The sequence below is a fragment of the Desemzia incerta genome, from assembly GCF_900115825.1.
GTDB lineage: Bacteria > Bacillota > Bacilli > Lactobacillales > Carnobacteriaceae > Desemzia > Desemzia incerta.
On record NZ_FOXW01000004.1, the window covers coordinates 21,876 to 45,743 of the forward strand.

General features: G+C 36.4%; 20 protein-coding genes. 3 read left to right on the forward strand and 17 right to left on the reverse strand.

Features of this window, described 5'->3' with window-relative positions:
- Nucleotides 1-26: 26 nt before the first annotated feature.
- From BM137_RS11215 to BM137_RS05815, 5 genes are all read right to left on the reverse strand, one after another.
- Nucleotides 27-164, reverse strand: coding sequence for a transposase (locus tag BM137_RS11215; protein WP_143084242.1), 138 nt, complete (start codon nucleotides 162-164; stop codon nucleotides 27-29).
- 107 nt (nucleotides 165-271) lie between these two features.
- Nucleotides 272-1,477: an ABC transporter permease gene (locus BM137_RS05800; protein ID WP_092480228.1), complete on the reverse strand. Its 1,206-nt coding sequence runs from the start codon at nucleotides 1,475-1,477 to the stop codon at nucleotides 272-274.
- A 4-nt stretch (nucleotides 1,478-1,481) separates the two neighbouring features.
- Nucleotides 1,482-2,156, reverse strand: a complete 675-nt coding sequence (locus BM137_RS05805; protein WP_092480229.1) for an ABC transporter ATP-binding protein — start codon at nucleotides 2,154-2,156, stop codon at nucleotides 1,482-1,484.
- Nucleotides 2,149-3,387 carry an efflux RND transporter periplasmic adaptor subunit gene (locus BM137_RS05810; protein WP_092480230.1) on the reverse strand — a complete coding sequence of 413 codons (1,239 nt, stop codon included), beginning with the start codon at nucleotides 3,385-3,387 and terminating at the stop codon, nucleotides 2,149-2,151. The genes BM137_RS05805 and BM137_RS05810 overlap by 8 nt, the downstream gene beginning before the upstream one ends.
- 21 nt (nucleotides 3,388-3,408) lie before the next feature.
- Nucleotides 3,409-3,942, reverse strand: a complete 534-nt coding sequence (locus tag BM137_RS05815; RefSeq protein WP_092480231.1) for a hypothetical protein — start codon at nucleotides 3,940-3,942, stop codon at nucleotides 3,409-3,411.
- Nucleotides 3,943-4,270: 328 nt separating this feature from the next.
- On the opposite strand from BM137_RS05815, the gene BM137_RS05820 reads away from it, so the two are divergent.
- Nucleotides 4,271-4,816: a GNAT family N-acetyltransferase gene (locus BM137_RS05820; protein ID WP_092480232.1), complete on the forward strand. Its 546-nt coding sequence runs from the start codon at nucleotides 4,271-4,273 to the stop codon at nucleotides 4,814-4,816.
- A gap of 31 nt (nucleotides 4,817-4,847) precedes the next feature.
- Nucleotides 4,848-5,426, forward strand: coding sequence for a GNAT family N-acetyltransferase (locus BM137_RS05825; RefSeq protein WP_092480233.1), 579 nt, complete (start codon nucleotides 4,848-4,850; stop codon nucleotides 5,424-5,426).
- Nucleotides 5,427-5,586: 160 nt separating this feature from the next.
- Here BM137_RS05825 and licT read toward each other — a convergent pair whose 3' ends face one another.
- The 12 genes from licT to BM137_RS05885 form a co-directional block, all read right to left on the reverse strand.
- A complete protein-coding gene (gene licT / locus BM137_RS05830; RefSeq protein ID WP_092480234.1) occupies nucleotides 5,587-6,429 on the reverse strand; it encodes a BglG family transcription antiterminator LicT in 843 nt (280 codons plus the stop codon).
- 36 nt (nucleotides 6,430-6,465) lie between these two features.
- Nucleotides 6,466-7,932: a glycoside hydrolase family 1 protein gene (locus BM137_RS05835; protein WP_092480235.1), complete on the reverse strand. Its 1,467-nt coding sequence runs from the start codon at nucleotides 7,930-7,932 to the stop codon at nucleotides 6,466-6,468.
- A 59-nt stretch (nucleotides 7,933-7,991) separates the two neighbouring features.
- Entirely contained in the window at nucleotides 7,992-9,836 is a 1,845-nt protein-coding gene (locus BM137_RS05840; protein ID WP_092480236.1) for a beta-glucoside-specific PTS transporter subunit IIABC, read from the reverse strand.
- A gap of 1,007 nt (nucleotides 9,837-10,843) precedes the next feature.
- A complete protein-coding gene (locus tag BM137_RS05845; protein ID WP_092480237.1) occupies nucleotides 10,844-13,036 on the reverse strand; it encodes an alpha-galactosidase in 2,193 nt (730 codons plus the stop codon).
- Nucleotides 13,037-13,064: 28 nt separating this feature from the next.
- Entirely contained in the window at nucleotides 13,065-14,507 is a 1,443-nt protein-coding gene (gtfA, locus tag BM137_RS05850; RefSeq protein ID WP_092480238.1) for a sucrose phosphorylase, read from the reverse strand.
- 18 nt (nucleotides 14,508-14,525) lie between these two features.
- Nucleotides 14,526-15,353 (reverse strand): carbohydrate ABC transporter permease, encoded by an 828-nt coding sequence (locus BM137_RS05855; RefSeq protein ID WP_092480239.1) that lies wholly within the window; start codon nucleotides 15,351-15,353, stop codon nucleotides 14,526-14,528.
- Nucleotides 15,354-15,365: 12 nt separating this feature from the next.
- Nucleotides 15,366-16,298 (reverse strand): carbohydrate ABC transporter permease, encoded by a 933-nt coding sequence (locus BM137_RS05860; protein WP_425248177.1) that lies wholly within the window; start codon nucleotides 16,296-16,298, stop codon nucleotides 15,366-15,368.
- Between the two features lie 63 nt (nucleotides 16,299-16,361).
- The gene (locus tag BM137_RS05865; RefSeq protein WP_092480240.1) at nucleotides 16,362-17,633 is read right to left on the reverse strand and encodes an ABC transporter substrate-binding protein; all 1,272 of its coding nucleotides are present in this window, start codon (nucleotides 17,631-17,633) and stop codon (nucleotides 16,362-16,364) included.
- Between the two features lie 296 nt (nucleotides 17,634-17,929).
- A complete protein-coding gene (locus tag BM137_RS05870; protein ID WP_092480241.1) occupies nucleotides 17,930-18,766 on the reverse strand; it encodes an AraC family transcriptional regulator in 837 nt (278 codons plus the stop codon).
- A 644-nt stretch (nucleotides 18,767-19,410) separates the two neighbouring features.
- Entirely contained in the window at nucleotides 19,411-20,823 is a 1,413-nt protein-coding gene (locus BM137_RS05875) for a PTS transporter subunit EIIC (protein WP_092480242.1), read from the reverse strand.
- A 33-nt stretch (nucleotides 20,824-20,856) separates the two neighbouring features.
- Nucleotides 20,857-21,600: a chitin disaccharide deacetylase gene (chbG, locus tag BM137_RS05880; protein WP_092480243.1), complete on the reverse strand. Its 744-nt coding sequence runs from the start codon at nucleotides 21,598-21,600 to the stop codon at nucleotides 20,857-20,859.
- Nucleotides 21,601-21,621: 21 nt separating this feature from the next.
- Nucleotides 21,622-22,932 (reverse strand): family 4 glycosyl hydrolase, encoded by a 1,311-nt coding sequence (locus tag BM137_RS05885; RefSeq protein WP_092480244.1) that lies wholly within the window; start codon nucleotides 22,930-22,932, stop codon nucleotides 21,622-21,624.
- Between the two features lie 156 nt (nucleotides 22,933-23,088).
- On the opposite strand from BM137_RS05885, the gene BM137_RS05890 reads away from it, so the two are divergent.
- The gene (locus BM137_RS05890; protein ID WP_177192508.1) at nucleotides 23,089-23,856 is read left to right on the forward strand and encodes a MurR/RpiR family transcriptional regulator; all 768 of its coding nucleotides are present in this window, start codon (nucleotides 23,089-23,091) and stop codon (nucleotides 23,854-23,856) included.
- Nucleotides 23,857-23,868: the final 12 nt, after the last annotated feature.

The following is a 23,868-nucleotide window of genomic DNA, read 5'->3' on the forward strand; positions in this document are numbered from 1 at the left end:
ATGTTTTTCCTCCGTTGTGATTTGACTTAAGTGTATAAGACCTTATAATTATTGTCCAACTTAGTGTAGCCTATCCACTTTTTCATTAATAATTTATAGCCCAAAGGACCTTCTAAGTATTCTTGGACAACTTGTAACTTAAACTCTACACTGTATTTCGCCATAAAAATAACCCCCAGAAGTTTAGATTTTACTCTACCTTTTGGGGGTCGCTACCCAATCTGTCTCAAATAGGGGTATTTCTTTTCTAGTGGTTCTACTGTTTTACCAACTAGATAATATCGATGATTTCTTTCTTACTGGCTGCATTAGCGGGTGCATAGCTGAACACTAATCCGACTAATGAAGAAACGCCTAACGAAATCAATACAGTGGCTAAATCTACTCCAACAGAAAACGGCAATAACGCTGCCGCAATAGAAGAAAATAACAGACCTAATAAGTAGCCGATCACTCCACCGATACTTGTCATCAATACGCCTTCTAGTACAAACTGAGCCCGGATACTGCTTTGAGAAGCACCTAAGGCACGTCTGATCCCAATTTCTTTCGTACGTTCAGAAACGGATATGTACATCATATTCATTACACCAATTCCCGCAATAAATAATGAAATTCCCGCTACACTGGCAATGAACAACGTGATTCCGCCTAAGACTTCTGAAATACCGTCATCTAGAGCTGACATATCAAAATACTCATACGTTCCCATAGTCCGCATCGTTCCTTCTTCTTCAAGCAGCATCATCGTTTCATCAGCTACATCTGAAGGCAGAGCTCCTCTTTCTAACGTGACGACCATAGTATTGTTCATCATCTCTTCATTGTGATAACGTTGGTAGCTGTTCGTCGGAAGCTCAATCTCTTCTGAAAGAAAGCCCCCTAACAGTCCTGAAGAATCCAATTCACTCTCGTAAACTCCGACGATCGTATACAACTGGCCACTCAACGAAATCCCGCGACCAACAGCATCTGCTTCAGTCTCAAATCGATCTTCTACCAATGAAAATGGGACGACGACTACGCGACTTTCATTCAAGTTGTCCAGCATATCGATTGATCTGCCCGCAATGACAGATCTGCCGACTTCTTCAGTCAAGGCCACGTCCAAGTAAGTTTCTTCGCCTTCTACCATCGTCGTTACCGAAACAAAGTCCATGTCGTCTTCTTCGACTTCTGCCTTTTTAACGCCAGGAATATTCTCGACCATTTGCAGATCTATGTCTGAAAATAAAGGGTCATTCGTTTCGAACATCCATTCCGTATCGTCCGCTGAAAACTGAATATCGACCGTCAATAATTCCCCTTCATCTGGGTTTAAAGACTTTACAACATAGTTTTCAAATCCTCGCCCAATAGACATGATGGTACTAACGGCAGCAATCCCAATGATGATCCCGATCATCGTTAAGAAACTTCTTTTTTTGTTTTTCCATAAGGAGTTCCAAGATCCTTTAAAAAACACTAATGGATTCATGTACTCACCTCGCTTTTTCGTTCAATTTGCCATCATGCATATGAACCACACGATTACAAAACTGCACTGTTTCCGGATCATGTGTTACCAAAATAATGGTCACACCCTCTTCTTGGTTCAATTGCTTGAAAACGTTCATGATGTCATTGGACGTTTTGGTATCTAAAGCACCAGTCGGCTCATCAGCAATGATAAAGTCAGGATTGTTGATGATGGCTCTGGCAATGGCTGCTCTTTGCTGCTGGCCGCCTGATAATTGCTTAGGCAGTTTGTTTCCTTTATCCCCAATGCCCAGCTTCTCTAGTAGTTCATCGACTCTTTTCTTTGTTTGACGGTAATTCCATCCGTCATAAAGCAGCGGCAACTCAACATTTTCTCGAATCGTCAAGGTTTCAATCAAATTGAACTGCTGAAAAACGAATCCTACACGTTGATTTCTTAGTTTTGACAAATCATTATCTGATTTAGACGTAATGATCTCGTTTTCTAAGTAATAGTTACCCAAATATTTGCGGTCCACGAATCCGATTAAGTTCAATAAGGTTGATTTTCCGGAACCAGACGGGCCCATTATAGCGAGAAAATCGCCTTTATGGACTTCTAAATCAATATTTTTCAAAACTGGTATCCATTCATTGTCTGCTTTATAAGCTTTTCTGATTTTCTCCAACTTAATCATACATCACCATAACTTCGTCACCATCTAAGAGAGCAGGATCAGGGTTTATTAAGACTTCTTCATCTGCTTCAAGTCCAGATTCTATGACATAGAGTTTGCTTTTCTCTGAAACAACCACTTCTCGTTTCTCAACAATGCCGTCTTTATTTAAGTACACCATTGTTTTGCCATCTTCTTCGATTACCGCATTTTGCGGCAGATACATTACGCCTTCACTGTATCCGATTTGCACCGAGAAACCATACTGGATGGATTCTTCTGGAAGAACGGTAAAATGGTAGCGAGATGAAGTAGATCCTTCTGCTTCAGCTTGCATCGGAAGTGAATCAATTTTCGAGATTTTCCCTTTCAACTCACGATCAGAGTTCAGTAAATAAATATCTACAGGACTATCTACTGAAAGCTTGTTGTAGTCGTATTCAGAAACGGACGATTCGATCTTCAAGTTGTTTGACATCAAACGTACAACAGGTTGTTCGCTCGATTGCAGCTTGTTCGGATCAACTCCGCTCAATTCCACGACACCTTTAAAGTCGGCTTGGATGGTTGTAGAAATCTCTTTTTTTAGTTTCTCGATTTCATAAGTGATATCTTCCATTTGTATCTCGAATTCATCCATCGTCATTTCTGCCCCTTCAATCGCAGCTTCTGCCTCCGCTTTATCGGATTCAGCTTCCATCAATTGGTTTTGAGCTTTTTCGGCTTCCGGACCGAGCATCAACTCTTCTTCACTGACCTCGTTGGGAGCTTGAGCTTGACGATTGCTTTCTTCAATATTCCCGTTTGCTGTAGCCAATGTTTTCTTTGCATTTGCCAATTCTGTTTCTGCTTCAGCATATCTTTGAGCTGAACGATTATACTGATGATTTTGTTCATCCAGCAGCTGTTGGTTTTCTTCGTTTCGATAAGTAAATAAATCTGTTCCTTCTTCTACTTCTTGACCATTTTCAACAAGAATTTCAGCAATCAGACCTTTTGAAGCATCGTAATATTCTTCTTGAACTTCAGCAGCTTGAACTTTCCCATCAAATAAAATAGGGTCTTCTTCCCTTACGATATGAATGGAATAAGAGGGTTCGGATTCGCTTCCATTTTTTGATTGTTGAAAAAATTGAGCTATCAAAATAATCACGGCGATAATGACAATGATGCCTATGGTTAAAAGAGCTCTTTTATCTCCGATACGCTGTAAAAATGAACGGTTCGTTTTTTCTTTCTTTGTCTTTTTCACTGTTATTTATCCCACTTTCTCCTAGACTCCTACACTATTAACAAAACTTAAAGCAGCAACACTCAAAATGATGTTTAAAATCAAGAACACTATTTGGACAATAATGGCTGCTTTCTTGACAGGCTTGTTTTTTTCTTCTCCCGAAAAGTAGAAGAATAGGAACAATCCCGCTGTTAAAATGCTTATCAGTATACTGAAGATAAAGTTCCCTTGGAAACCAAATTGTTGCACCAGCAAATTCAACCCTACAGTAATGGTATTCGTATAAAAAATAGCAGACCAAATGTCGTATTTATAAACTTCTGTTTCTTTCGAGATCCACTGAATCGGAAACTTTGTAAATAAGTACTTTAACCCAGCTCCAATAAACGCAAACAGTAAACTTGAAACAACCCCCACAGTACCAGCTATTGCTAGTATTTCTGGATCTGAACCTAACTCCTTTTCCAATGCAAGAGTAGTGTAAACTCCTGCCAGTAAAGAAACCACCGCAAAAAGTACAGCAGCTCCAACCGGAAACTTCTTAGGCTGCTTCATTTCGATATCTTGATTCATGTTCTATTCCTCCACTTATGTACCTATGTATTTTCATTCTAGATGAATAATTTATGTACTGTCTTTGTTAACTTGCTGCCCCTTTCTAATTTCTATAGCCCTTTATTTTTTAAACAATCAGACACCATTTCAAATACACTGATTAAAATTGTAACAAACTCGTTATTGAATAACAACGCGAATAGTAAGTAGAATTAACAGGTAACTGGTAGAGTATTTTATGATAAAATTAGGATGATCTTATTTAAAAAATAGTCCGCTATTATTAATAGGATAGATAGTTAAGCTTGTGCTGCTAAAATTCTTTTCGGAATAGGACGGTGTTAAAATGAACAGTGCAGAAGAAATCATTATTTCTCCATTAAAAGAGGAATTAATTGAGGATATCCATAAAACAAATGATTCTTTTAAAGTATTTGGTAAAGTTGTGCCTAGTTTTCAATCAGGAAAGTGGTCTTTTGAAGAAATACTATTTGACGAAGTGAAAAACATTCGATTCCCAGATGATCAACTTGATTGGATCGAATACATAGACAGTGAAGATAAAGCTTTATTTTTAGCTTATAGAAACGATGATTGCATTGGGCAAATCAGAATCATTCAAGATTGGAATCGCTTCTGTTATATCGAAAACATCGCTACTAAAGAAGACTTTAGAGGGCATGGCATCGGAAGTTTACTTTTGACTAAAGCAGAAGAGTGGGCAAAAGAAAGAAACCTTATTGGTATATCTCTAGAGGCCCAAGATGATAATTTAGGGGCCTGCAGATTTTACGTGAAGCAGGGATTCGTATTGGGCGGAGTTGATACCTTAAAACAATCTTCTAATCCACAAATAGATGCTACTTTATATTGGTACAAACTTTTTAAATAGTAAATTTACCCATAAGAAACGAGGTGCTCCTATGTTAGATAAATCAATTCCTTATGCAGAAATTTGGATGTATCGCGAGCGAGAACTTCCAGTCGTTGAAAAAACTCTGCCTGAAGGGTTTCGCTTTGAGCTTTACCAAGAAGGTGATGAACTGGAATGGGCAGCTATTGAAACAGCTGTAGCGGAGTTTGATGATGAGACAAAAGCAATCGCTTATTTTAATGAAAAGTTCGCGCCATACCCAAAAGAGCTGAAACAGCGGATGTTCTTTGTCACTGATCCTGCGGGAGAAAAAGTGGGAACTTGCTCCGCTTGGTGGAAGAAAACACCGGATGGAACTCGCTATCCATTGGTTCACTGGGTCGCTGTAAAGCCCGGTTATCAAGGAAAAGGTCTTGCAAAAGCAATGATGACTCAGACTCTTAAGCTGCTGCAAAATCTAGAAACTACTTCTCCTATTTATTTGCACACGCAAACTTGGAGCCATCCAGCCATCCGTTTATACCAAACATTGGGTTTTGAAATAACAGATAAAAACTTAGATGGCAGTCCAAATCCTGAGTATGATAAAGCAATAGCTATTTTAGCTGAATTAGAAAAGTCAACATAAATTAATGCGTCAAATATTAGCTCATTCTACTCAAAAAAGGCTTTAGTCCAAAAAACGACTAAAGCCTTTAGTTAACTTCTTTTAATTAGTAAAATCTTCTCCGTTTGCTTTCAAATAAAGATTGTTGGTTGAAGGAAAAATATTTATCGTGAGCGTGCCCTTACCCATTAGCATATTTCATCAATCGGTTGATATGAACGCCTAAATATACTACTTCATCGTTCGGAATTGTTTCATGATAGACCTTCTCAATGTAGTCTTTGATCTTAGCCGCACTTTCCATGGCAGAGGGATATAAGATCCACATTTGATTATAGAATTCTTCTTCGCCATCATCCAACAAAGCATCAGAATAGTATCTTTCTACAAAGAAACGCACATGTGTAATGAAGCGGGCATAATGGATTGAATTGGTATCAATATCTTTCTGCAACGAATACCGGACCATATTGACAATCCCGCCGATCATTTTTGCGTACTTGAATCCAGCTCCGCTATCAGGGTCTTCCGATTGCGCATTTATTAAATGGAAAGCAATATTTGAGGCTTCCTCCTTAGGAAGATCAATTCCATATTGCTCATTCAAAAGGGTAAGTGCGTACTTCCCAATTTGAAACTCTTTGGGATAATAGCTTTTTATTTCCCAGTATAAACGGTTTGCAATATTTACCCCTTTTTGTGCGCGTTCAACAGCAAAATGCAGGTGGTCTGTTAGGGTTAAATAGACTCCAGGATTCAGTTTTTTATCTAATCCTTTTTCTGCTTCAGAAACGATAGTACGAGTGATTTCAAAAAATTCAATAGGTATTTCTTCAACTAACTCTAATATTTGTGAAGATTTCTTTTCTTCAAAAGGCAGAAATATTTTATCTACTCTATCTCCTGATATTTCATCCCCAGCTTTCTGTCCAAAGCCTATCCCTTTACCTAATGCAATCATTTCTTTGCCATTTTCTTCAACCAGTACCACACTTGAATTCAACACTTTTTTTATCGAAATCACTCATTATCCCCCTATCGCTGCTTAAAAAGATCGGGACTACTCGAATAAGGATGCACCGTTTGTTTCGATCACTTCTTTGTACCAGTGGAACGAATCCTTTTTCAAGCGGTTATATGTCCCATTTCCTTCATCGTCTGCATCCACATAAATAAATCCATATCGTTTAGACATTTGAGAAGTTCCTGCACTAACTAAGTCAATTGGTCCCCAACTAGTATAAGCTATCAAATCTACACCTTCATCGATGGCTTCTTTCATTTGTTGGAAGTGTGCTTTAAAATAATCGATGCGATACGGATCATGAATTTTACCGTCTTCCACTGTATCAACTGCTCCCATACCGTTTTCCACGATCATCAATGGCACTTGATAACGATCATAAAGTTCGATCAACGAAATCTTCAAGCCTTTTGGATCGATTTGCCAGCCCCAATCAGTTGAAGGTAAATGAGGATTTTTAACCCCAAGAACAGTATTTCCCGGTGTACGTTCTGCATTTGGATCTGCAGATTCTGCCATGGACATGTAATAGCTGAAAGAAACAAAATCTACTGTATATTGCTTCAGAGTCTTGCGATCTCCTTCTTCCATTTTAATCTGAATTCCCCGATTTTCCAAATCCTTTTCGATTCTGGCAGGATATTCTCCCTTAACTTGAACATCTGCATAAAAATTATTTTCTAAGTTCTTTTTCAAGGTCAGTTCAACGTCTTCTGGGGCGCAAGTTAATGGATAAGTCATCAGTTTCGTTAACATACAACCGACTTGGCTTCCTGGAATTTTTTCATGAGCATCTTTTGTTACTAACGCACTCGCAACAAATTGATGATGCAATGCTTGATAGATATCTTGGGCTTCTTGACCTTCTGCGCTTTTCTCTTGAATAATTCCGGCTGTTGTAAATGGATGGCGATGGATGCTGTCGATCTCATTAAATGTCAGCCAATATTTTACGTATTTGCCGAAACGATCAAAACAAACATTAGCAAAGCGAACAAAATCATCTATTACTCGACGCTCCACCCAGCCATTATATTTAACCGCTAAAGCTAACGGCATTTCATAATGAGAAAGTGTGACGATTGGTTCAATCCCTAAACGATGCATTTCTTTAAAGACATTTTCATAAAATGCAATCCCTTTTTCATTCGGTTCCAATTCTTCTCCTGTAGGGAACAAACGAGTCCAGGCAATTGAGAGACGCAAAGTTTTAAAGCCCATTTCAGCAAATAAAGCTAAATCTTCTTTATAGTGATGATAAAAGTCGACGCCTCTTCTTTTTGGATACCATTTATCAGATTTGTCTTCACTAGCTTCTTTTATAGACTGCAGTGTGACATGCATATGAGCAGCAAAATCTTTGTTGTCTACATTTGGTTTATAAGTAGCCATATCAGCCACCGACAGGCCCTTTCCATCTACGTTCCAAGCACCTTCTACTTGATTTGCTGCTATCGCGCCGCCCCATAAAAATCCTTTTGGAAAACTTGTTGTGTTTGTCATTATTCTATTCTCCTCTATTCCTTCGTTCAATATGTTTTTTTATTTTCACTATCTTGTGTTTAAGCTATCGGACTGATGGCTAAGATATCACTGTCATTGGTGACTAATTTTTCCAGATTAAATGAATTGATCGTGTAGTTATCCTTATTAGTTACGACACAGATAACAATTGGGTCAAATCCTACTTCTTTAATCTGATCAATATCAAATGCAATCAGCTTTTGCCCTTTTGCTACTTTTTCGCCAGAATGAACAAATGTTTCAAACCCTTTTCCTTCTAACTGAACAGTATCTATACCAATATGAAATAGAAGTTCTGCACCATTAGCCGTTTTTAAACCAATAGCATGCTTCGTTTCAAATACCATCGTGATTTCTCCATCTTCAGGAGCTACCAATATCCCTTCTTCAGGAATGATCGCTACCCCATCACCTACCATACCACTGGAAAAAACAGCGTCTTTTACTTCTGACAGCGAAATCACTTTTCCATTCACTGGACTTGAAAGAACAGCATCTGAAACAGCGGCCTTTTCCATCTTAGTTTCAGTTTCATTGATAGACTCTTTATCTTTATAAAGAATCAATGCTGCAGCAAAAGCAACTACAAATGAAATTCCCAAAACTGCAAATGCCCAAATTAGATTCATCGGATCAGCTTTGTCAGCGAACATCGTGATACTTGCAATCCCAGGGCCTACTAGAGCAAAGGCTTGAAGAGCAACGATTCCCGCAAATGCTCCCCCGATCAGGCTAGAAAACATAACTGCATATAAAACTCGTTTGTGCAGAATGGTTACCCCGTAAAGAGCTGGTTCAGTAATTCCGAATAATGCGGAGATACCCGCAGAAACAGCCGTAGATTTCAATTTTTTGTCTTTTGTTTTGATGCTGACAGCAAAGCACGCGCCAGCTTCTGAAATATTGTGGGCCAATGAAGCTGGGAGATAAAGGAGTTCTGCTCCCAATTCACTCATGGATGAAACAGCGTAAGGAATCATCGCTTTATGCATACCCGTTACAACCATTAATGGCAGTACAGCTGCTAAGACTCCGGTTGCAACCCATCCAAATTGATTATACAAAGATACAATGATAGAAGAGAAAGCTGTTCCTACATTATAGCCTAATGGTCCTAGAAGCAATAAAGCGATAGGAACTGTAATCAACAAGCTCATCATAGGTACAAAGAAAATACGAATTGGTTTTGGTGAAACTTTTGTAAACCATTTTTCAAGTTGAGCATAAAATAAAACAGTTAAAATGGCTGGGAATACTTGAGACGCATATGCTATATTGTCCAATCCAAAAGATAAGAACGTAGCGCCTTCAGCCAGCATAGCTGTCATTTCAGGAAGGATCAATGCACCGACAGCAGATACGGCAACCAATTGATTGACTTTCAACTTATTAGCTGTAGTCATTGCCACCAGAATAGGCAAGAAATAAAGAGGTGCCCCGCCGACCAAATTTAAAATCTGATAGGTTTGAGATTGGTCACTAATCAGCCCTAAGATAGAAGCTAGCAGCAACAAAGACTTTAATACTCCTCCACCCGCAATCGCAGGAACTAAAGGTTGAAAAATAGAAATGACAAAATCTAATATAACTGAGCCTAACTTTTGCTTTTGTCTTGGTCCTTCTTCAGTATTTGAAACATTATCGCCTAATAACGCTTTCACTTCATCATACACTTCAACAACATCATTTCCAATAATCACTTGGCATTGCACATTTTGGCGAACGCCCATAACGCCATCGACTTTTTCTAACTGGCTCATATTTACCTTGCTATTGTCTTTTAATGTAAAACGTAAACGAGTTGAGCAATGCTCCAAATGGGAGACGTTTCCTTGCCCACCGATGTACTGCAATACTTCTTCTGCTGTTTGTTTGTAATTCATGGTGTTTCCCTCTTTTCTTTTTTGAGTAATGAACTTTTGAGTCGAAGTGGCCATCCTCAACACAAAAAACAGGCAGAAACTAAATAAATTGACAACAAAGCAAACGCGTATTGAAACGCATACATTGTTATTCAACTTATTTAGGTCCTGCCTGCATTACCAGTCACATGCCTGTTTAAGTTACATTTAATTTAACACATCAGAATGTAAACGTAAACAACAAATTGTTTTCCTAATCAATTTCTCATCTTTTTGATTCCACATAACTGCTCTGTTCTAAGAGGCCTCTCTTCTTTCCAAGGATATCATTCAACATATATTAGTCTTTTTTACCGTGCCATCATCTAGCAGATATGCTGCCTTTCTATGGCAATACATAAAAAGAATCACCTTCTTTTTTCTTTCTTGTAGATTTAGTTTTTTCACATAAAGATTTATTCAGCACAAAGAAATGGCATTCAATCTTATGCTATACTACTAAGAAATGATATTACAGTGAGTTAGATTAGTGTTCTATTAAATAATGGAACAGCATACCAATGCTGTTATTTCTTAATTTTTGCTGTTTAGTTAAGGAATAGAAGTGTATAGATTCTAGAAAGGACTGTTTATAAGATGAAGAACAATGTAGTAGCTTATGCAAACGAAAAATGCGATGAAATTGGTATCAGTAGCTCATATGCTAAAAATACACATTAGCAATAATACTTTTGAAAAACATATAACTGCACAAGTTATGCTAAGATTATTCATTACAATTTACTCAAGTGTATCATTGTATGGAATCCCAACTAAAGATGACTTTAAAAGCAAATAAAAAATAGGTTTTATATCCCTATTTCTTTGAAATAAATACTTCATTTACATTCTTTTTACTCTGGATTAGTTGGATCATAAATAAATTTCATCTTTATATTAACGATCAGAGCACAGAAAAAAATCTAAATTCTCTTTTATTTTTTACAGAAAAAAACAGTGAGTACTTTTTAGTACTCACTGTTTTGCTGTTACTCTATCGCTTTTAAAATGATTCGTTTACTTTGATAATCTCCATATAAATCTGGATCCAAATAGATGCCGCGATACATCAATTCATCTCCACCTAAAACTCGGCCATCATCTAATTGATAAACCTTTGACGCATTGAGTCCAACTAATTTAAGACGTTTAACCGGCTTATTTGCTTTATCCATAATTTGGAAATAATAAAAGACAGCTTGTTCTTTGTTAGAGTCTACAAATATCCAAGATGTATGATTAGCTCCATCAAATGGGCTTAAGATACGATGAAAATCTCCGTATTGTATCACTTGTCTATATTGCTTGTAAAACTCAATTTGATTTTGCACTTCTTTTTTCTCTTCAATCGTTAACTGTGTGATATCTAATTCATATCCTAGATTTCCAGACATCGCTACATCTCCACGCATTTTCAAGCTAGTTTCTCGGTTAACTTGATGATTAGGCACAGCAGAAACATGTGAGCCCATAGAACTAATTGGAAATACCATACTGGTTCCATATTGAATTTCTAATCGTGCTACTGCATCAGTATTATCACTCGTCCATGTTTGAGGCATGTAATAAAGCATTCCGGGATCATATCTTCCACCGCCTCCAGAACAACTTTCAAAGAGGATATTAGGATAAGCGTTGACTAATTCTTCCAATATTTCATACAACCCTAAGATATATCGGTGCGCTACTTCTCCAGGAATAGCATTTAAAGCGCCTGAGCCTAGTTCTGTCATGTTACGATTATAATCCCACTTAATATAGTCAATAGGGACTTCATCTAAGATGAGCTTTATTTGATTTAATATATTTTCTCTAACTTCTTTCCGACTGAAATCAAGCACTAACTGACTTCTTCCTCTAGACTTAGGTCGTCCTGGAGTATGGATACACCAATCAGGATGCTGACGATATAATTCACTATCTTCTGAAATCATTTCTGGCTCAAACCAAAGACCAAACATCATACCTTTTGCTTGAATAGCTTCGCTCAAAGACTTCAATCCTTTAGGTAATTTTTTATCATGTACAAACCAATCTCCTAAAGAAGAATAATCATCATCTCGTTTACCAAACCAGCCATCATCTAGTACAAACAATTCTACGCCTAATTGTGATGCCTGATCAGCAAGGTCTATTATTTTCTCCTCAGTAAAATCGAAATAGGTTCCTTCCCAATTGTTGATTAAGACAGGTCGTTCACTATATTGATGATTCCCCCTAACAAGGTGATTTTGGTATAATTTATGGAAAGTTTGGGACATTCCATTTAATCCCGCTTCACTATAGACCATGACTGCTTCTGGTGTTTGAAATGTTCCTCCTGGATTTAATTCCCAATTAAAATGCGTTGGACTAATTCCCATCTGTAATCGGGTCTGTGCATAAGAATCGACTTCTATGTTGCTGATAAATTCTCCAGAATATACTAAATGAAAACCGTATGCTTCTCCTAACATTTCAGTGGTCTGTTGTCTCACCAAGGATACAAACGGTTGATAGGTATGTCCAGTGGTTCCATGTTTACTGTCTAATGTGTGAATACCACGCACTAATGGAGAACGCACTAACTCCCGCTCTCTTCCCCAAGCACCTGGTAATTGAACTAGTTCATAGTCTGAGTCTGAAAAATCAACTGACATACTAAGAGCACGGTTCAAAATAATTTTACTATCTCCGTTATTATAATATTGTACAGACCGTGTAATTACGGGATATTTCTCAAAAATAGTATACGTTAATGTTACTGCCATTCCAGTCAAACTATCCTGTAAATACAGTTCTAATGTTTTAGTCTGACTAGATTCGGATGCATATGTATGAGGCAATCCTGGTAGCGAAGGCTTCCCTTCTTTGATAGCGTATCCACTATATTCTAAATTATTTGCACGCCACCCAGCTTCATCTGAATAGGTAAAAGCTGGCTCTCGAAAATCTCCAATATCTGATCCTGGATATTCTTGTGGTAATACAGCTAGTGAAAATTCTCTGTGTGTAATGGCATCTGGATTTGGCGCAAATGAACGATCTCTACGAGGGTAATCAGTAGTAGATCTTATATCTTTCACTCTTTTTCCCCAGTAATGATGAGCCAAGTATTTCTCTTCTTCTATGGCTATTACATAACTGATAAACTCATTGTATAAATGAAATGTTTGGTTGCTCTTATTGTAATGAACTTGCACGGTATCTCCTCATTTCTAAGATATTTTATCAGAATACAATTGTTTTTTGCTGGTTCTCTTCAGATATAATATGAAATTCTTTAGAGCTAAGATTTATATTCAAAGTCGCTTTTTCATTTTTATTGCTCCACACTATTTCTAAATGATGAGCATCAGAGGTACGAATATCCATCTCTCCGTTGAATGCATTTGATTTATTTCTAAATTCAAATAACTTAAACAACCTTTTTACAATTGGTCGTTCTATTTCTACTTCGATTTCCTCTAAGGAATAATAATGACGATTGATATTACGACCTTCTTTTGTGCTTTCTAACAACTCAATGTCATTTTTCCCAGCCAGCATTCCAACATAATAAACTTGAGGAATTCCAGGAGCAAAACACTGAATTGCGCGAGCAAGTAAATAGGCCTGATCGTCATTACCAAGAGCTGAGTAATACGTACAGTTGATTTGATAAATATCTAAGTTGTTATATGCTTCAGAGCTGTATATTCTCTTTATATTGGCTCCTTTTTCATAAAGTGAATTGACTGTAAAATCAATCTCTTCGTCTGTTAATAAATCTTTGACATCCACTACTCCGATTCCATCATGAGTATCCAGTGTAGTAAACTGTTCACGAGGGCATGTACGCAACCAATGTGCTAAGCGATCGGCCTTACCACTGAACAGAGCATGCAATACAAGCATAGGCAATGCAAAATCGTATACTGGATAGCCTTTACTAGCTATTTTTTGCTGAATACTATAATGTTCATGAATCTCTGGAAGCAATTTCACATTATATTGGTCCAGTATATCTTTACAATAATCTAGAAGTTCCCAAATATCTGGTTCGACAAAGAAACAATTTGTGTCTAATTTTTTTATTGCGTATGCGAAAGCATCTAATCTTACAACTGAAACTCCCTGCTCTGCTAAAAAAACAAGCATTTCTTTAATAAATTGACGAGTAGCCTTTTTACGGACATCAAGATCAATTTGTTCTTCTGAAAATGTGCACCAGACTTGATCTGTACTTCCGTCTTTAAATTCAACATCTAAAAAAGGAGCTTTTGGTTTCCGTTTATAAATTAAATCAATATCCTTTTTTGTCGGTTTTTTTTCTGGCCAATATTCTGAATAACGTATGAAGAAATCTGCATACTTTGATTTGTCGTTATTTTCAATAAAATCTTGAAAATAATGAGATTGACGCGAAATATGATTGATCATAAACTCATACATGGTATAGAAAGAAGAACTAATTAATTTTAGATCTTCCCAAGTTCCAAATGCTTCATCGACCTTAGTATAATCTAATGGCGCAAATCCACGATCCCCAGAAGATGGATAAAAAGGTAAAATATGAACTCCGCCTATGACTTCTTTTAAATGTTTATTCAGTACCTCATTCAAATCTCTTAAATTATTACCTAGACTATCTGGATAAGTAATTAACATTACTTCATTTTTTATACTTGTCATATGCTGAATTTCCTTTCTTTACTTCCCACCAGTAGTAGCAATCCCTTGAATGAATTGCTTTTGAAAGATGATGTATAAAATGATCATTGGAATAATCGAAATAACAGAGCCTGCCATCAGTTGAGGATAATTTGATGTAAATTGTCCTTGCAGACTAGCTAATCCGGCAGAAAGTGTCATTTTTTCTTGAGAAATATTGACAATTAAAGGCCACATTAAATCTTTGTAAGCAAACAGTGCAGTAAAAATCGATAAAGATACTAATCCAGATTTTGCTAATGGAAGATATATTCTAGCAAATATCTGCCAAATATTTGCCCCATCAATCGTAGCTGCTTCCATTAATTCATCCGGTAACTTCATGAAAAATTGACGTAATAAAAATGTCCCGAAAGCAGAAATTATACCTGGGATGATTAATGCTGTTACTGTATTCAACATTCCAATATTTTGGACTAGAAGGTATTGAGGTGTTAGAAAAATCTGAGCTGGAATCATCATTTGTGTTAAAACCATCCAAAAAAACAGGTTCTTCCCTGGAAATTCAAGTTTAGCTACAGCAAATGCAGCCATAGCACTGAATAAAGTAGACGTTACTACTCTTACAACAATCATAATTCCTGTATTTAAAAAGAAAGCTACAAATGGCAACACATTCCAGACATTTTTATAGTTCTCCCATTGAAAACTCTCCGGTAAAATAGTAGGCGGAATTGAAGTAGTTTCTGGTATAGTTTTTCCTGAAGTTAAAAACATCCAGACAAAAGGCAAAATCATAATAATAGATCCAATGATTAATACAATATGAATAAATAGTTTAGATTTTTTAGTTGGTTCGTTATGCATTATTTTACCTCCTTAATCGTAAGTAACCCATTTTTTCTGAGCAATTAATTGGATTGCTGTGATACACATGATAATAACAACTAACACCATAACTACAGCAGATCCATATCCTTTATCATTCAAAACAAATGATTCATTAAAGAACATATACACTAGAGATTGAGCTTTATTTAATGATGGATTAGTTACATCAAACATGATAAATATAATATCGAATATCTGCAAAGCACTAATCACACTTGTCACTAACACAAAGAATAATTGAGGAGTTAGTAATGGCACTGTGATTTGAAAGAATTGGCGAATCTTCCCTGCCCCATCAACGGTCGCTGCTTCATAATATTCTTGGGGGATTTCTTGCAGTCCTGCCAATAAAAGAATCATATTATATCCGATATTTGACCAAATACCTACAATGATAATTGACCACAATACTACATTAGGATCAGAAAGCCATTGTACATTTTCTAAACCAAAGTAACCGAGTATAGTATTAATCAACCCGAATTCAGAATTGTATAGCCATCTCCAGACCATTGCTACCGCTGCCGGAGCAGCAATCATCGGTAAGAAGTAAATAACACGATAAATTCCTACACCTTTTATTTTAGTATTTACTAGTACAGCTGCTATCGTAGAAAGAATGACTGTCAATGGAACCTGTATTACTGTATAAACTAATGTGTTTCTTAAGGATTGCCAAAACTCAGCATCTGAAAACATTTTTACATAGTTATCTAAACCAACAAAAGTAGAGGTTCCAAATGTACTAACATTTTGAAAGCTCATTAATAATGTCTGGAATACTGGTATAATATTGAGTACGATTAATCCTATTGCTGTTGGAGCAATAAGTAACCATCCCCACAAGTATGTGTTTCTATTTTTTTTAACAGCTTGTTTTTTCATTGTAATTTGTTTTTCTTCTAGTACGTGCTCATTCATAGAGTATTGCCTCCTTCAAAAAAGCGCCCACTTATGATTGCATAAGTGGCACTCTTTAAAATTTTATTCGTCAGCTAATATATCTTCAACTTGATCAGCGATATCCTCTGCGACTTCTTTAGCACTTTTTTCACCAGCAAAAACTGGAATCAACTGTTCATTTTCAATGTTTTCCCATCTAGTTGTTTGGTTAGTGTAAGGTTTAATGACACCAGATTCCATTTGATCAGTAAAAATTTGTGTATTAAATTCTGGATAAGCCTCATTAAAAGTTGTGTCTATCCCTTCTAAAGCAGGTATAGCACTTCCATTTTCTCCTTGAAGCTTCATTGCTTTTTCTGAAGAAAGAAATTCAACAAATTTTTGTGCTTCTTGTGGATATTTAGTATTTTCAGCAACTGAGTTAGCTAATCCATTAAAAATAGTTGCTTGTTTTTCTCCTTGAGGTAATGGTGCTACATCTACATTTTCTGCAGTATATTCATTATTAGCCATTTCTGCAGTCATCCAAGAACCAAAGAAAGCCATTGCTCCTCTGCCTGATTGGAAAAATGTTAGATTACTATTGTCCGCAAATTGGTTCTGTGTCGGAGAAACACCATGTTTTACACTTAGGTCTGCATACCATTGAACAGCATCAACTGTTTCATCTTTTCTAAATCCTGACTCTGTTTTGTCTTCTGATATCACATATCCGTCGTTTTGATAAATAAAGTTATGATAACCTTCTTGTCGGTTTAAAGGAGCTAAAACTCCATAAACTCCTGCTTCTTCATCCGTCAATTCTTGAGCAGCCACTAATAAATCGTCCCAAGTCCAATCTTCATCTGGATATTCTATTCCCGCTTCATCAAACAGTGATTTGTTATACCAAAGGCCTATTGTATCGTAGTCTTTAGGAACACCTAATAACTCTCCATCAGCTGAGTAAAGTTCAACTAGATCTTCTGGGAATTGATCTAGTTTTACATTTTCTGAGCTTTCGAATGTTTCTGATAAGTCCATCAATACATTACCTTCTGAGTAATTAGCAATTTCATTAGAGTGCATCCAAAATACATCCGGCATGCTTCCGCCTTGTGCTGAAGACTCCAACTTAGTCCAATATTGCTCCCAAGGGGTAACTTCAACATTCACTTTAATCCCAGGGTTTTCCTCTTCAAAAGCATCTGCTATTGCTTGCATACCAGGTTCTTGTATTGCATCCCAGATACTGTAAGTTAAAGTAACGTCTTCTTCACTTGATGCACTGTCCCCATTTCCACAAGCTGCTAAAAATAATGATAAACCTAATGCTAATGAAAGTGTTCTTTTCATACTCTTTTTTGTAAACATATTCTTATCTCCTTTTATATTTAATGAAAAATCAACAAAATAGTATACATCTCTATACTGTATTAAAAAACAAGCTCTCTTTGAAAACGCTTTATTGTCTTTGTTAGTAATATCTTAACAGACAATTATAAGTATAAAAATATATCTAGTCTTCTTAAAACATACAATTTTATAGATTAATGAGTATAACCAAAATAAATATTTTTTCCTGATCCCTTACCATTGAGTATAAAAATTCAAGGAACTGAGACAGGTTTGTCTTAGTTCCTTACAGACCCAATATATAAATGTTTACTTTATCTTTTTTTAGTTGTCTTTTTATATTCTGTAGGTGTCATCCCAATTTTCCTCTTAAAGACCCGCGTAAAACTTAATGGATTTTTATATCCTACTTTCTCAGCAACTTCTCTTACATTAAAATCGGTTGTCTCAAGATATTCTCTACTTTTTTGTATACGATAATCAATTAGATATTCATGGAGTGTTCTTCCAGTAACTTGTCGAAAAATAGAAGTTAGGTAAGATTCATTCAATGAAAGTTGTTCCGAAATATCACCAATTAAAAAATCTACATTTTGGTAATTTTGTTTAATCAAATCAATAGCATCATGAGTATATACAATTCTTCTATTGATTTTTTCAATTGGCTTTATATTATTATCCCGGGTCTTAGAATCTAAAAGCGAAATTAACCAATACAGCATTCCTTGTAATTGTATACGGTTCTCATGCTCAAAGGGTTGCATCCCTACCATATTTTCAACTAATTCTTTCGATTCATTAAAGTTTTTTATTGATCCGATTGGTGTTTGTCTATTTATACCCATAGAGGACAATATAGCTTCTGCCACTCTTCCATCAAAGCCAAACCAAATATATTCCCAGGGATTTTCTTCGTCAGCTTGATAAAATGTTTGTTCATCAGGAAAGATAACAAAAAATTGCCCTTTAGAAAGATTAAACTTAGACGTTTCTGTTTCACAATATCCTTTACCCTCTAAAATAATATGTATCAAGTAGTATTCTCTTATATTTGGACCATAGCTATGGTTTGGAGCACACTTTTCTCGTCCTTTTGTAACATAATATAAGTCTTGATATAATTCACTTTTTTGAAAGAAGTCTTCATCCATCTTGCTACCCTCCACCTTATTCTGTTTTTATAAAACATCTTTTACATAAATTGGGACTGAGATTAAACTTATTGCATAAAAAGCGATTTTTAATAAGAATAACCTCCTATTTTATTATAGCTTAAAGATATAATAAAAGAATAATATAGAAGTGATTTACGATGTCTGTCATTAAAGATGTTGCGAATATACTGACCTTTCTGTATCTATAGTATTTTCAGTATCCAAGTATCACAATGACCATCTACATGTATTCTGAAGAAAAAAGAAAATATATAAAAATACTATGGAAGTAATTAGTTAATTACTTCTATAACGGTTGGAATAGCTACTTTCCTTTTAGCTTTTATCTTAACTAACTTGTTTGTTATAAAAAAAGAGAATCCCAAAACGGTTAGGTGGGATATAAGCGTGGCAGCAGAATAACTCCACTATAATAAATTATGTAATTGATGCATGCCTGTGAATATACCTCATAGGCATGTTTTATTTCGTTAAATGATATATCTCAAGACAAACCTTCAATAAAAGTTAACACATACTCGCAAAAGTCCACCTCATTCAAAAAAAAAACACCAAAAGCTAGAACTTACTCTAACTTTTGGTGTTTTGATTTGTACACATTACCTTCCATCAGCTCATTTTTAATTCCCGATCAACTTATTAAACTCACTCATAACATTAGTCACTTCTGGACCGATGACGACTTGGTAATGAGTCGCAGAAGGTTTGATCAATCCGCTGATACCCGTTTGTTTAATTCGATCTTCGTTAACTAGTTCTGGGTTTTGAACTGTAACGCGAAGACGAGTAACACAGTTATACGCATCTTCGATATTCGATTCTCCACCGAAAGATTGCAACAAGCTTTTCGCTAGATGAGCATAATTATTTGTAGCTAAGTTCAATTCTTTCTCTTCCTCTGAAACTTCTTCAGTAAAAGATTTTTCATCTTCTCGCCCTAACGTTTTCAGGCTCATTTTTTTGATGACAAAGTAGAATGTAAAGTAATAGAGTGCAAAGAATGCTGCTCCAACCGGTAAGATTAACAAAGGATTGGTAGCAATATTGAAACTGAGTACATAGTCAACCAGTGAAGCTCCAAATGAAAAGCCCATCCGGATATCTAATAAATAAGTTACGATACCCGCTAAGCCAGCATAAAACGAATGAATAACATACAATATAGGAGCGGTAAACATAAACGTAAATTCTACAGGCTCAGTGATGTTTGTAATAAATGAAGTCGCAGCTCCACTTCCCATAATTCCTTTGACCCGCGTTTTATTCTCTTTATACGCAGCATTATAAATGGCTAAACAGATACCAGGAACACCGAACATCATTATAACAAAGAATCCTGCTAAGAACAGACCAGCGGTTGGATCGCCGTTTAAGAAACGAGGAATTTCTCCGGTTACCACTTCTCCTGCTGCATTAGTGAACTCTCCGAGATCAAAATAAATGTACGAGTTGATAACGTGATGCAACCCTAAAGGAATCAACAAACGATTCAAGAACATGAACAGTCCGACACCAAGTGCTCCCATTTCAACCCAACTTTGAGCAAAAGTATCTAATGCCATCTGAATCGGCGGCCAAATGAAACCGAATACAAAAGCAGCCACTGTCATGAACACCATGATCATGGTTAAAGGGAATCGTTCTCCTGCAAAAAATGAAAAGATTTGCGGCAATCGCTGTTCTTTAAAGCGATTATAAGTCCAGCTTGCTATTAGTCCAGAGATAATCCCGCCAAATATCCCCATACTGATTTCCGGATCCATCACTTCTAAACCAGTTCGTAATGTTAAAATAGCTAATACTGCCGTCAAAGCTGGCATACCTTTATCCTTTGCCTTGGCAAAACCGAATACGATACCAATAGCAAATAAAATATCTAAATTTCCAAACACAGCATTACCCGCTGCAGAAAGGATCGGTACATTCAACATGTCTTCTGCTGAGAAACGCAATAAGATCCCAGCAAGCGGCATAGCCGACACAGGTACAAGCATCGACCTTCCCATTTTTTGTATATTCCCTTTTACATCCATTACTACTCCTCCTTTAAGTTCATTAGTTTAATCTCAAATATCTCGATAAGTTCCAAATTGAATCTGATTCTTTTCCAATACTTCTTTGTAACTAGTATTCTGTAACTCTTTTACCGTAAATACCCTGCTATCCAATAAGCTTGAGTTTGCCATTACCACATCATCCAAGTAACCAGGATGACACATCACTTCTACAGTACCATATACCTGACAATCCTGAACCAAGTTTTGGATTGTCATTTCCTTCCATATTTCTTTGTTTTGGCTAAGACCATCAAATTCTGTAAAAAAGCGATTCACAGTTCTAAGTGTTTCTGGAACGTCAAAATTATTGCGTACAGGCAGTTGGTATTTTTGTGCCAGTTCTATAAATACTTCTTTCATTGGCGAAATCCGATTTACATGATGGTGACTATCTAAATGAGTCGGTTGAATCCCTGCAGCAATGATTTTCTTGATTTGTGCTTCCCATTCTCTATAAAGCTCTTCTGGATTAATCGAAAACTCTTTTTCATAAAATGAAATTTTCCGAAACTTATTGCCTTCCATCAAACTCGTTCCATCACTCAATAGTGGTTCTCCACACGTTAAGGTTAAATGCACTCCTATACCCAAGTCTGGGTTTTGTCTTGCCAATTCTACTCCATGATCGAAACCAGGCATGTTAGCCATCATAGTAGTAGATGTCAGTATCCCGTTTTGATGAGCTGCCACGATACCTAAATTGATTCCTGGACTATAGCCAAAATCATCTGCATTAACAATGAGTAATCTCATAACATTCTCCTCACATTTCATTTAACTTAATTCCACCCAATACTCTCCATTTGCTTCAATCAATTCGTCTAAAACTTTTTTCGCTACATCTGCATTCGGAACAGATTGATTTAGAGTGAATGCTTGCAATGCCTTTTGGTATGAACCTTCAAAGAAAGCATCTACTAATAACTTCTCAGAAGCTACTTGTGCTTCCATCAATCCTTTATGAAAATCCGGGATATCCTGTCTCAATGAGATGGGTTCTACTCCATGTGCATTGACATAACAAGGCACTTCCACTACAGCATCTTGACGCAAATTGGGAATCGCACCTTTGTTCGGCATAATCAACATAAATCGTTGATTTTGGTCATTTAATATAGACACCGCGATATCTACAATGTATTGTCCGTGAGAATCACTAGAGTAATCAATGTCCTCTATAGAAGAAGCTGAGCGGATTTTTTCAGCCGTCTCTTTAATTTTTTTCAATCTTCCATCCATGATTTCATTTGCTCGAGTGTATGTTGGATTAGAGCTTTCAACGATACGATTTGGATACAAGTAGTATTCCAAATAATTGTTCGGCAAATGTTCTGGGAAGGTATCTACCATGTGCTCCATCAATTTGAAAGCCTTAGCCCAGCTTGGATCTAAACCTTCTGTATTGAACCCTTGAGTACGTATCTTTTCAATAATTTCTGGCATAATATCTCTTTTTTCTGCGGTATCATAAATACTTTGATACCATCCAAAATGGTTCAATCCATAATAGTAACTGATCCAGTTCGTTCGGTCATACCCAAATGAATCAGCAATCAACTCTTCGACCGATATCGTCATGTCACATGCATTGATGATTTTAGCTTCCGGGAATTTTCTTCTTACCGCTTCAGAGATGATTGTTTCCGGATTAGTATAGTTCAAGATCCATGCATCTGGTGCATACTCTTGAATGTGCTGCACCATCTCCAGAAAACCTTTCATGGAGCGCATCCCATAAGAAAAACCTCCTAATCCGCAAGTTTCTTGTCCAACGATTCCATACTTCAACGGAATCTTTTCATCAATTTCACGCATTTGGATACCGCCAACACGTATTTGAGAGAAAATAAAATTCACTCCTGTGAAGGCTGTTTTTGGGTCATGAGTAACTGTCAATGTAATGTCAGACTGATTCTTTTTAATCAAATAATCAACAATAACTTCCATGTCTGAATTTCTTTCTCTGTCGGTGTCGTATAGACGAATCTCCTTGATTGGAAAGTTTGCTTGGTTCTTTAAAAGAGTCAATACGATTCCGGGAGTATATCCGCTTCCGCCTCCAGCTATAGTAACAATATTTTTCATTTGCTCATCCTCTTCCTTTCATTTACTTATTCACTACCTTATTTTTATCACTTCTTTGTGCTATAATAAATATCAATCGCGGATATATAAAGCGTTTTCATAAGTCGTAATTTTTTCCATTTCATGAAATTTTTTCCACCTCTGGAGGGTATGCATATGAATCTCATCGAAAAACACCTAAGTCATTTCTCACATGAATTGTCAAAAAACGATATTGAAGTAGTGAAGTGTATCAATACACACTATGCAGATATTCCAAAAATGAAAATTAAAGACCTTGCAGCCGTTTGTTATACTTCTGTTTCAACACTACATAGAGTGATTAAAAAATTGGGCTTCGAGGGTTTTAGTGACTTTAAATATCGATTAAAAGATGATAAAGAAGAAGCTATTCCAAAAGAAATGAACGATGAAGAATATATTCAAAAAGTAATGTCCAATTTAAAACTGACAAAGCGATTAAACGAAAAAGAAATCAGTCATGTCGCTCAAGTCATATTAGAGAAACAAAAACGATATTGTTTTGGAACTGGCTGGAAACAGCAGCAAAGTGTTGACAATTTTTCTACAGATCTTCTCTATTACGGAGAGAGTTTCACTTTCTTAAGGACAATCGATGATCTTCGTAGTGTGTCAAGCAGTATGGATAAGGATACGCTGCTGTTAGTCGTTTCTCTCAGTGGCAACGCTCAAGACTATTTAACAGAAATTGAACGCTGCACTTTAAAAAACTGCACCATCATCAGTGTGACCATCGATTCCAACAACACACTCAGCTCATTAGCCGACTATTCTATTTACTACAGAAACGATACATTAGACAACACAAAAAAACATTGGAACAGCCTGACTTTAAACTTTTTGCTGGATTACTTATTGGAAAATATTGTGAGTCAGAAGGCTCTTCTGGAAAACTCAAGATAAAAGGAGCAGTAA

Bases quoted from the DNA above. Each gene is read 5' to 3' on its own strand.
- BM137_RS05885 (WP_092480244.1), bottom strand. From the start codon at position 22,932: ATGAAAAATATTGTTACTATAGCTGGAGGCGGAAGCGGATATACTCCC.
- BM137_RS05855 (WP_092480239.1), bottom strand. From the start codon at position 15,353: ATGCATAACGAACCAACTAAAAAATCTAAACTATTTATTCATATTGTA.
- BM137_RS05840 (WP_092480236.1), bottom strand. From the start codon at position 9,836: ATGAATTACAAACAAACAGCAGAAGAAGTATTGCAGTACATCGGTGGG.
- BM137_RS05805 (WP_092480229.1), bottom strand. From the start codon at position 2,156: ATGATTAAGTTGGAGAAAATCAGAAAAGCTTATAAAGCAGACAATGAA.
- BM137_RS05825 (WP_092480233.1), top strand. From the start codon at position 4,848: ATGTTAGATAAATCAATTCCTTATGCAGAAATTTGGATGTATCGCGAG.
- BM137_RS05860 (WP_425248177.1), bottom strand. From the start codon at position 16,298: ATGAATGAGCACGTACTAGAAGAAAAACAAATTACAATGAAAAAACAA.
- BM137_RS05820 (WP_092480232.1), top strand. From the start codon at position 4,271: ATGAACAGTGCAGAAGAAATCATTATTTCTCCATTAAAAGAGGAATTA.
- BM137_RS05890 (WP_177192508.1), top strand. From the start codon at position 23,089: ATGAATCTCATCGAAAAACACCTAAGTCATTTCTCACATGAATTGTCA.
- BM137_RS05835 (WP_092480235.1), bottom strand. From the start codon at position 7,932: ATGACAAACACAACAAGTTTTCCAAAAGGATTTTTATGGGGCGGCGCG.
- chbG (WP_092480243.1), bottom strand. From the start codon at position 21,600: ATGAGATTACTCATTGTTAATGCAGATGATTTTGGCTATAGTCCAGGA.
- gtfA (WP_092480238.1), bottom strand. From the start codon at position 14,507: ATGACAAGTATAAAAAATGAAGTAATGTTAATTACTTATCCAGATAGT.
- BM137_RS05800 (WP_092480228.1), bottom strand. From the start codon at position 1,477: ATGAATCCATTAGTGTTTTTTAAAGGATCTTGGAACTCCTTATGGAAA.
- BM137_RS05815 (WP_092480231.1), bottom strand. From the start codon at position 3,942: ATGAATCAAGATATCGAAATGAAGCAGCCTAAGAAGTTTCCGGTTGGA.
- BM137_RS11215 (WP_143084242.1), bottom strand. From the start codon at position 164: ATGGCGAAATACAGTGTAGAGTTTAAGTTACAAGTTGTCCAAGAATAC.
- BM137_RS05870 (WP_092480241.1), bottom strand. From the start codon at position 18,766: ATGGATGAAGACTTCTTTCAAAAAAGTGAATTATATCAAGACTTATAT.
- BM137_RS05875 (WP_092480242.1), bottom strand. From the start codon at position 20,823: ATGGATGTAAAAGGGAATATACAAAAAATGGGAAGGTCGATGCTTGTA.
- BM137_RS05865 (WP_092480240.1), bottom strand. From the start codon at position 17,633: ATGTTTACAAAAAAGAGTATGAAAAGAACACTTTCATTAGCATTAGGT.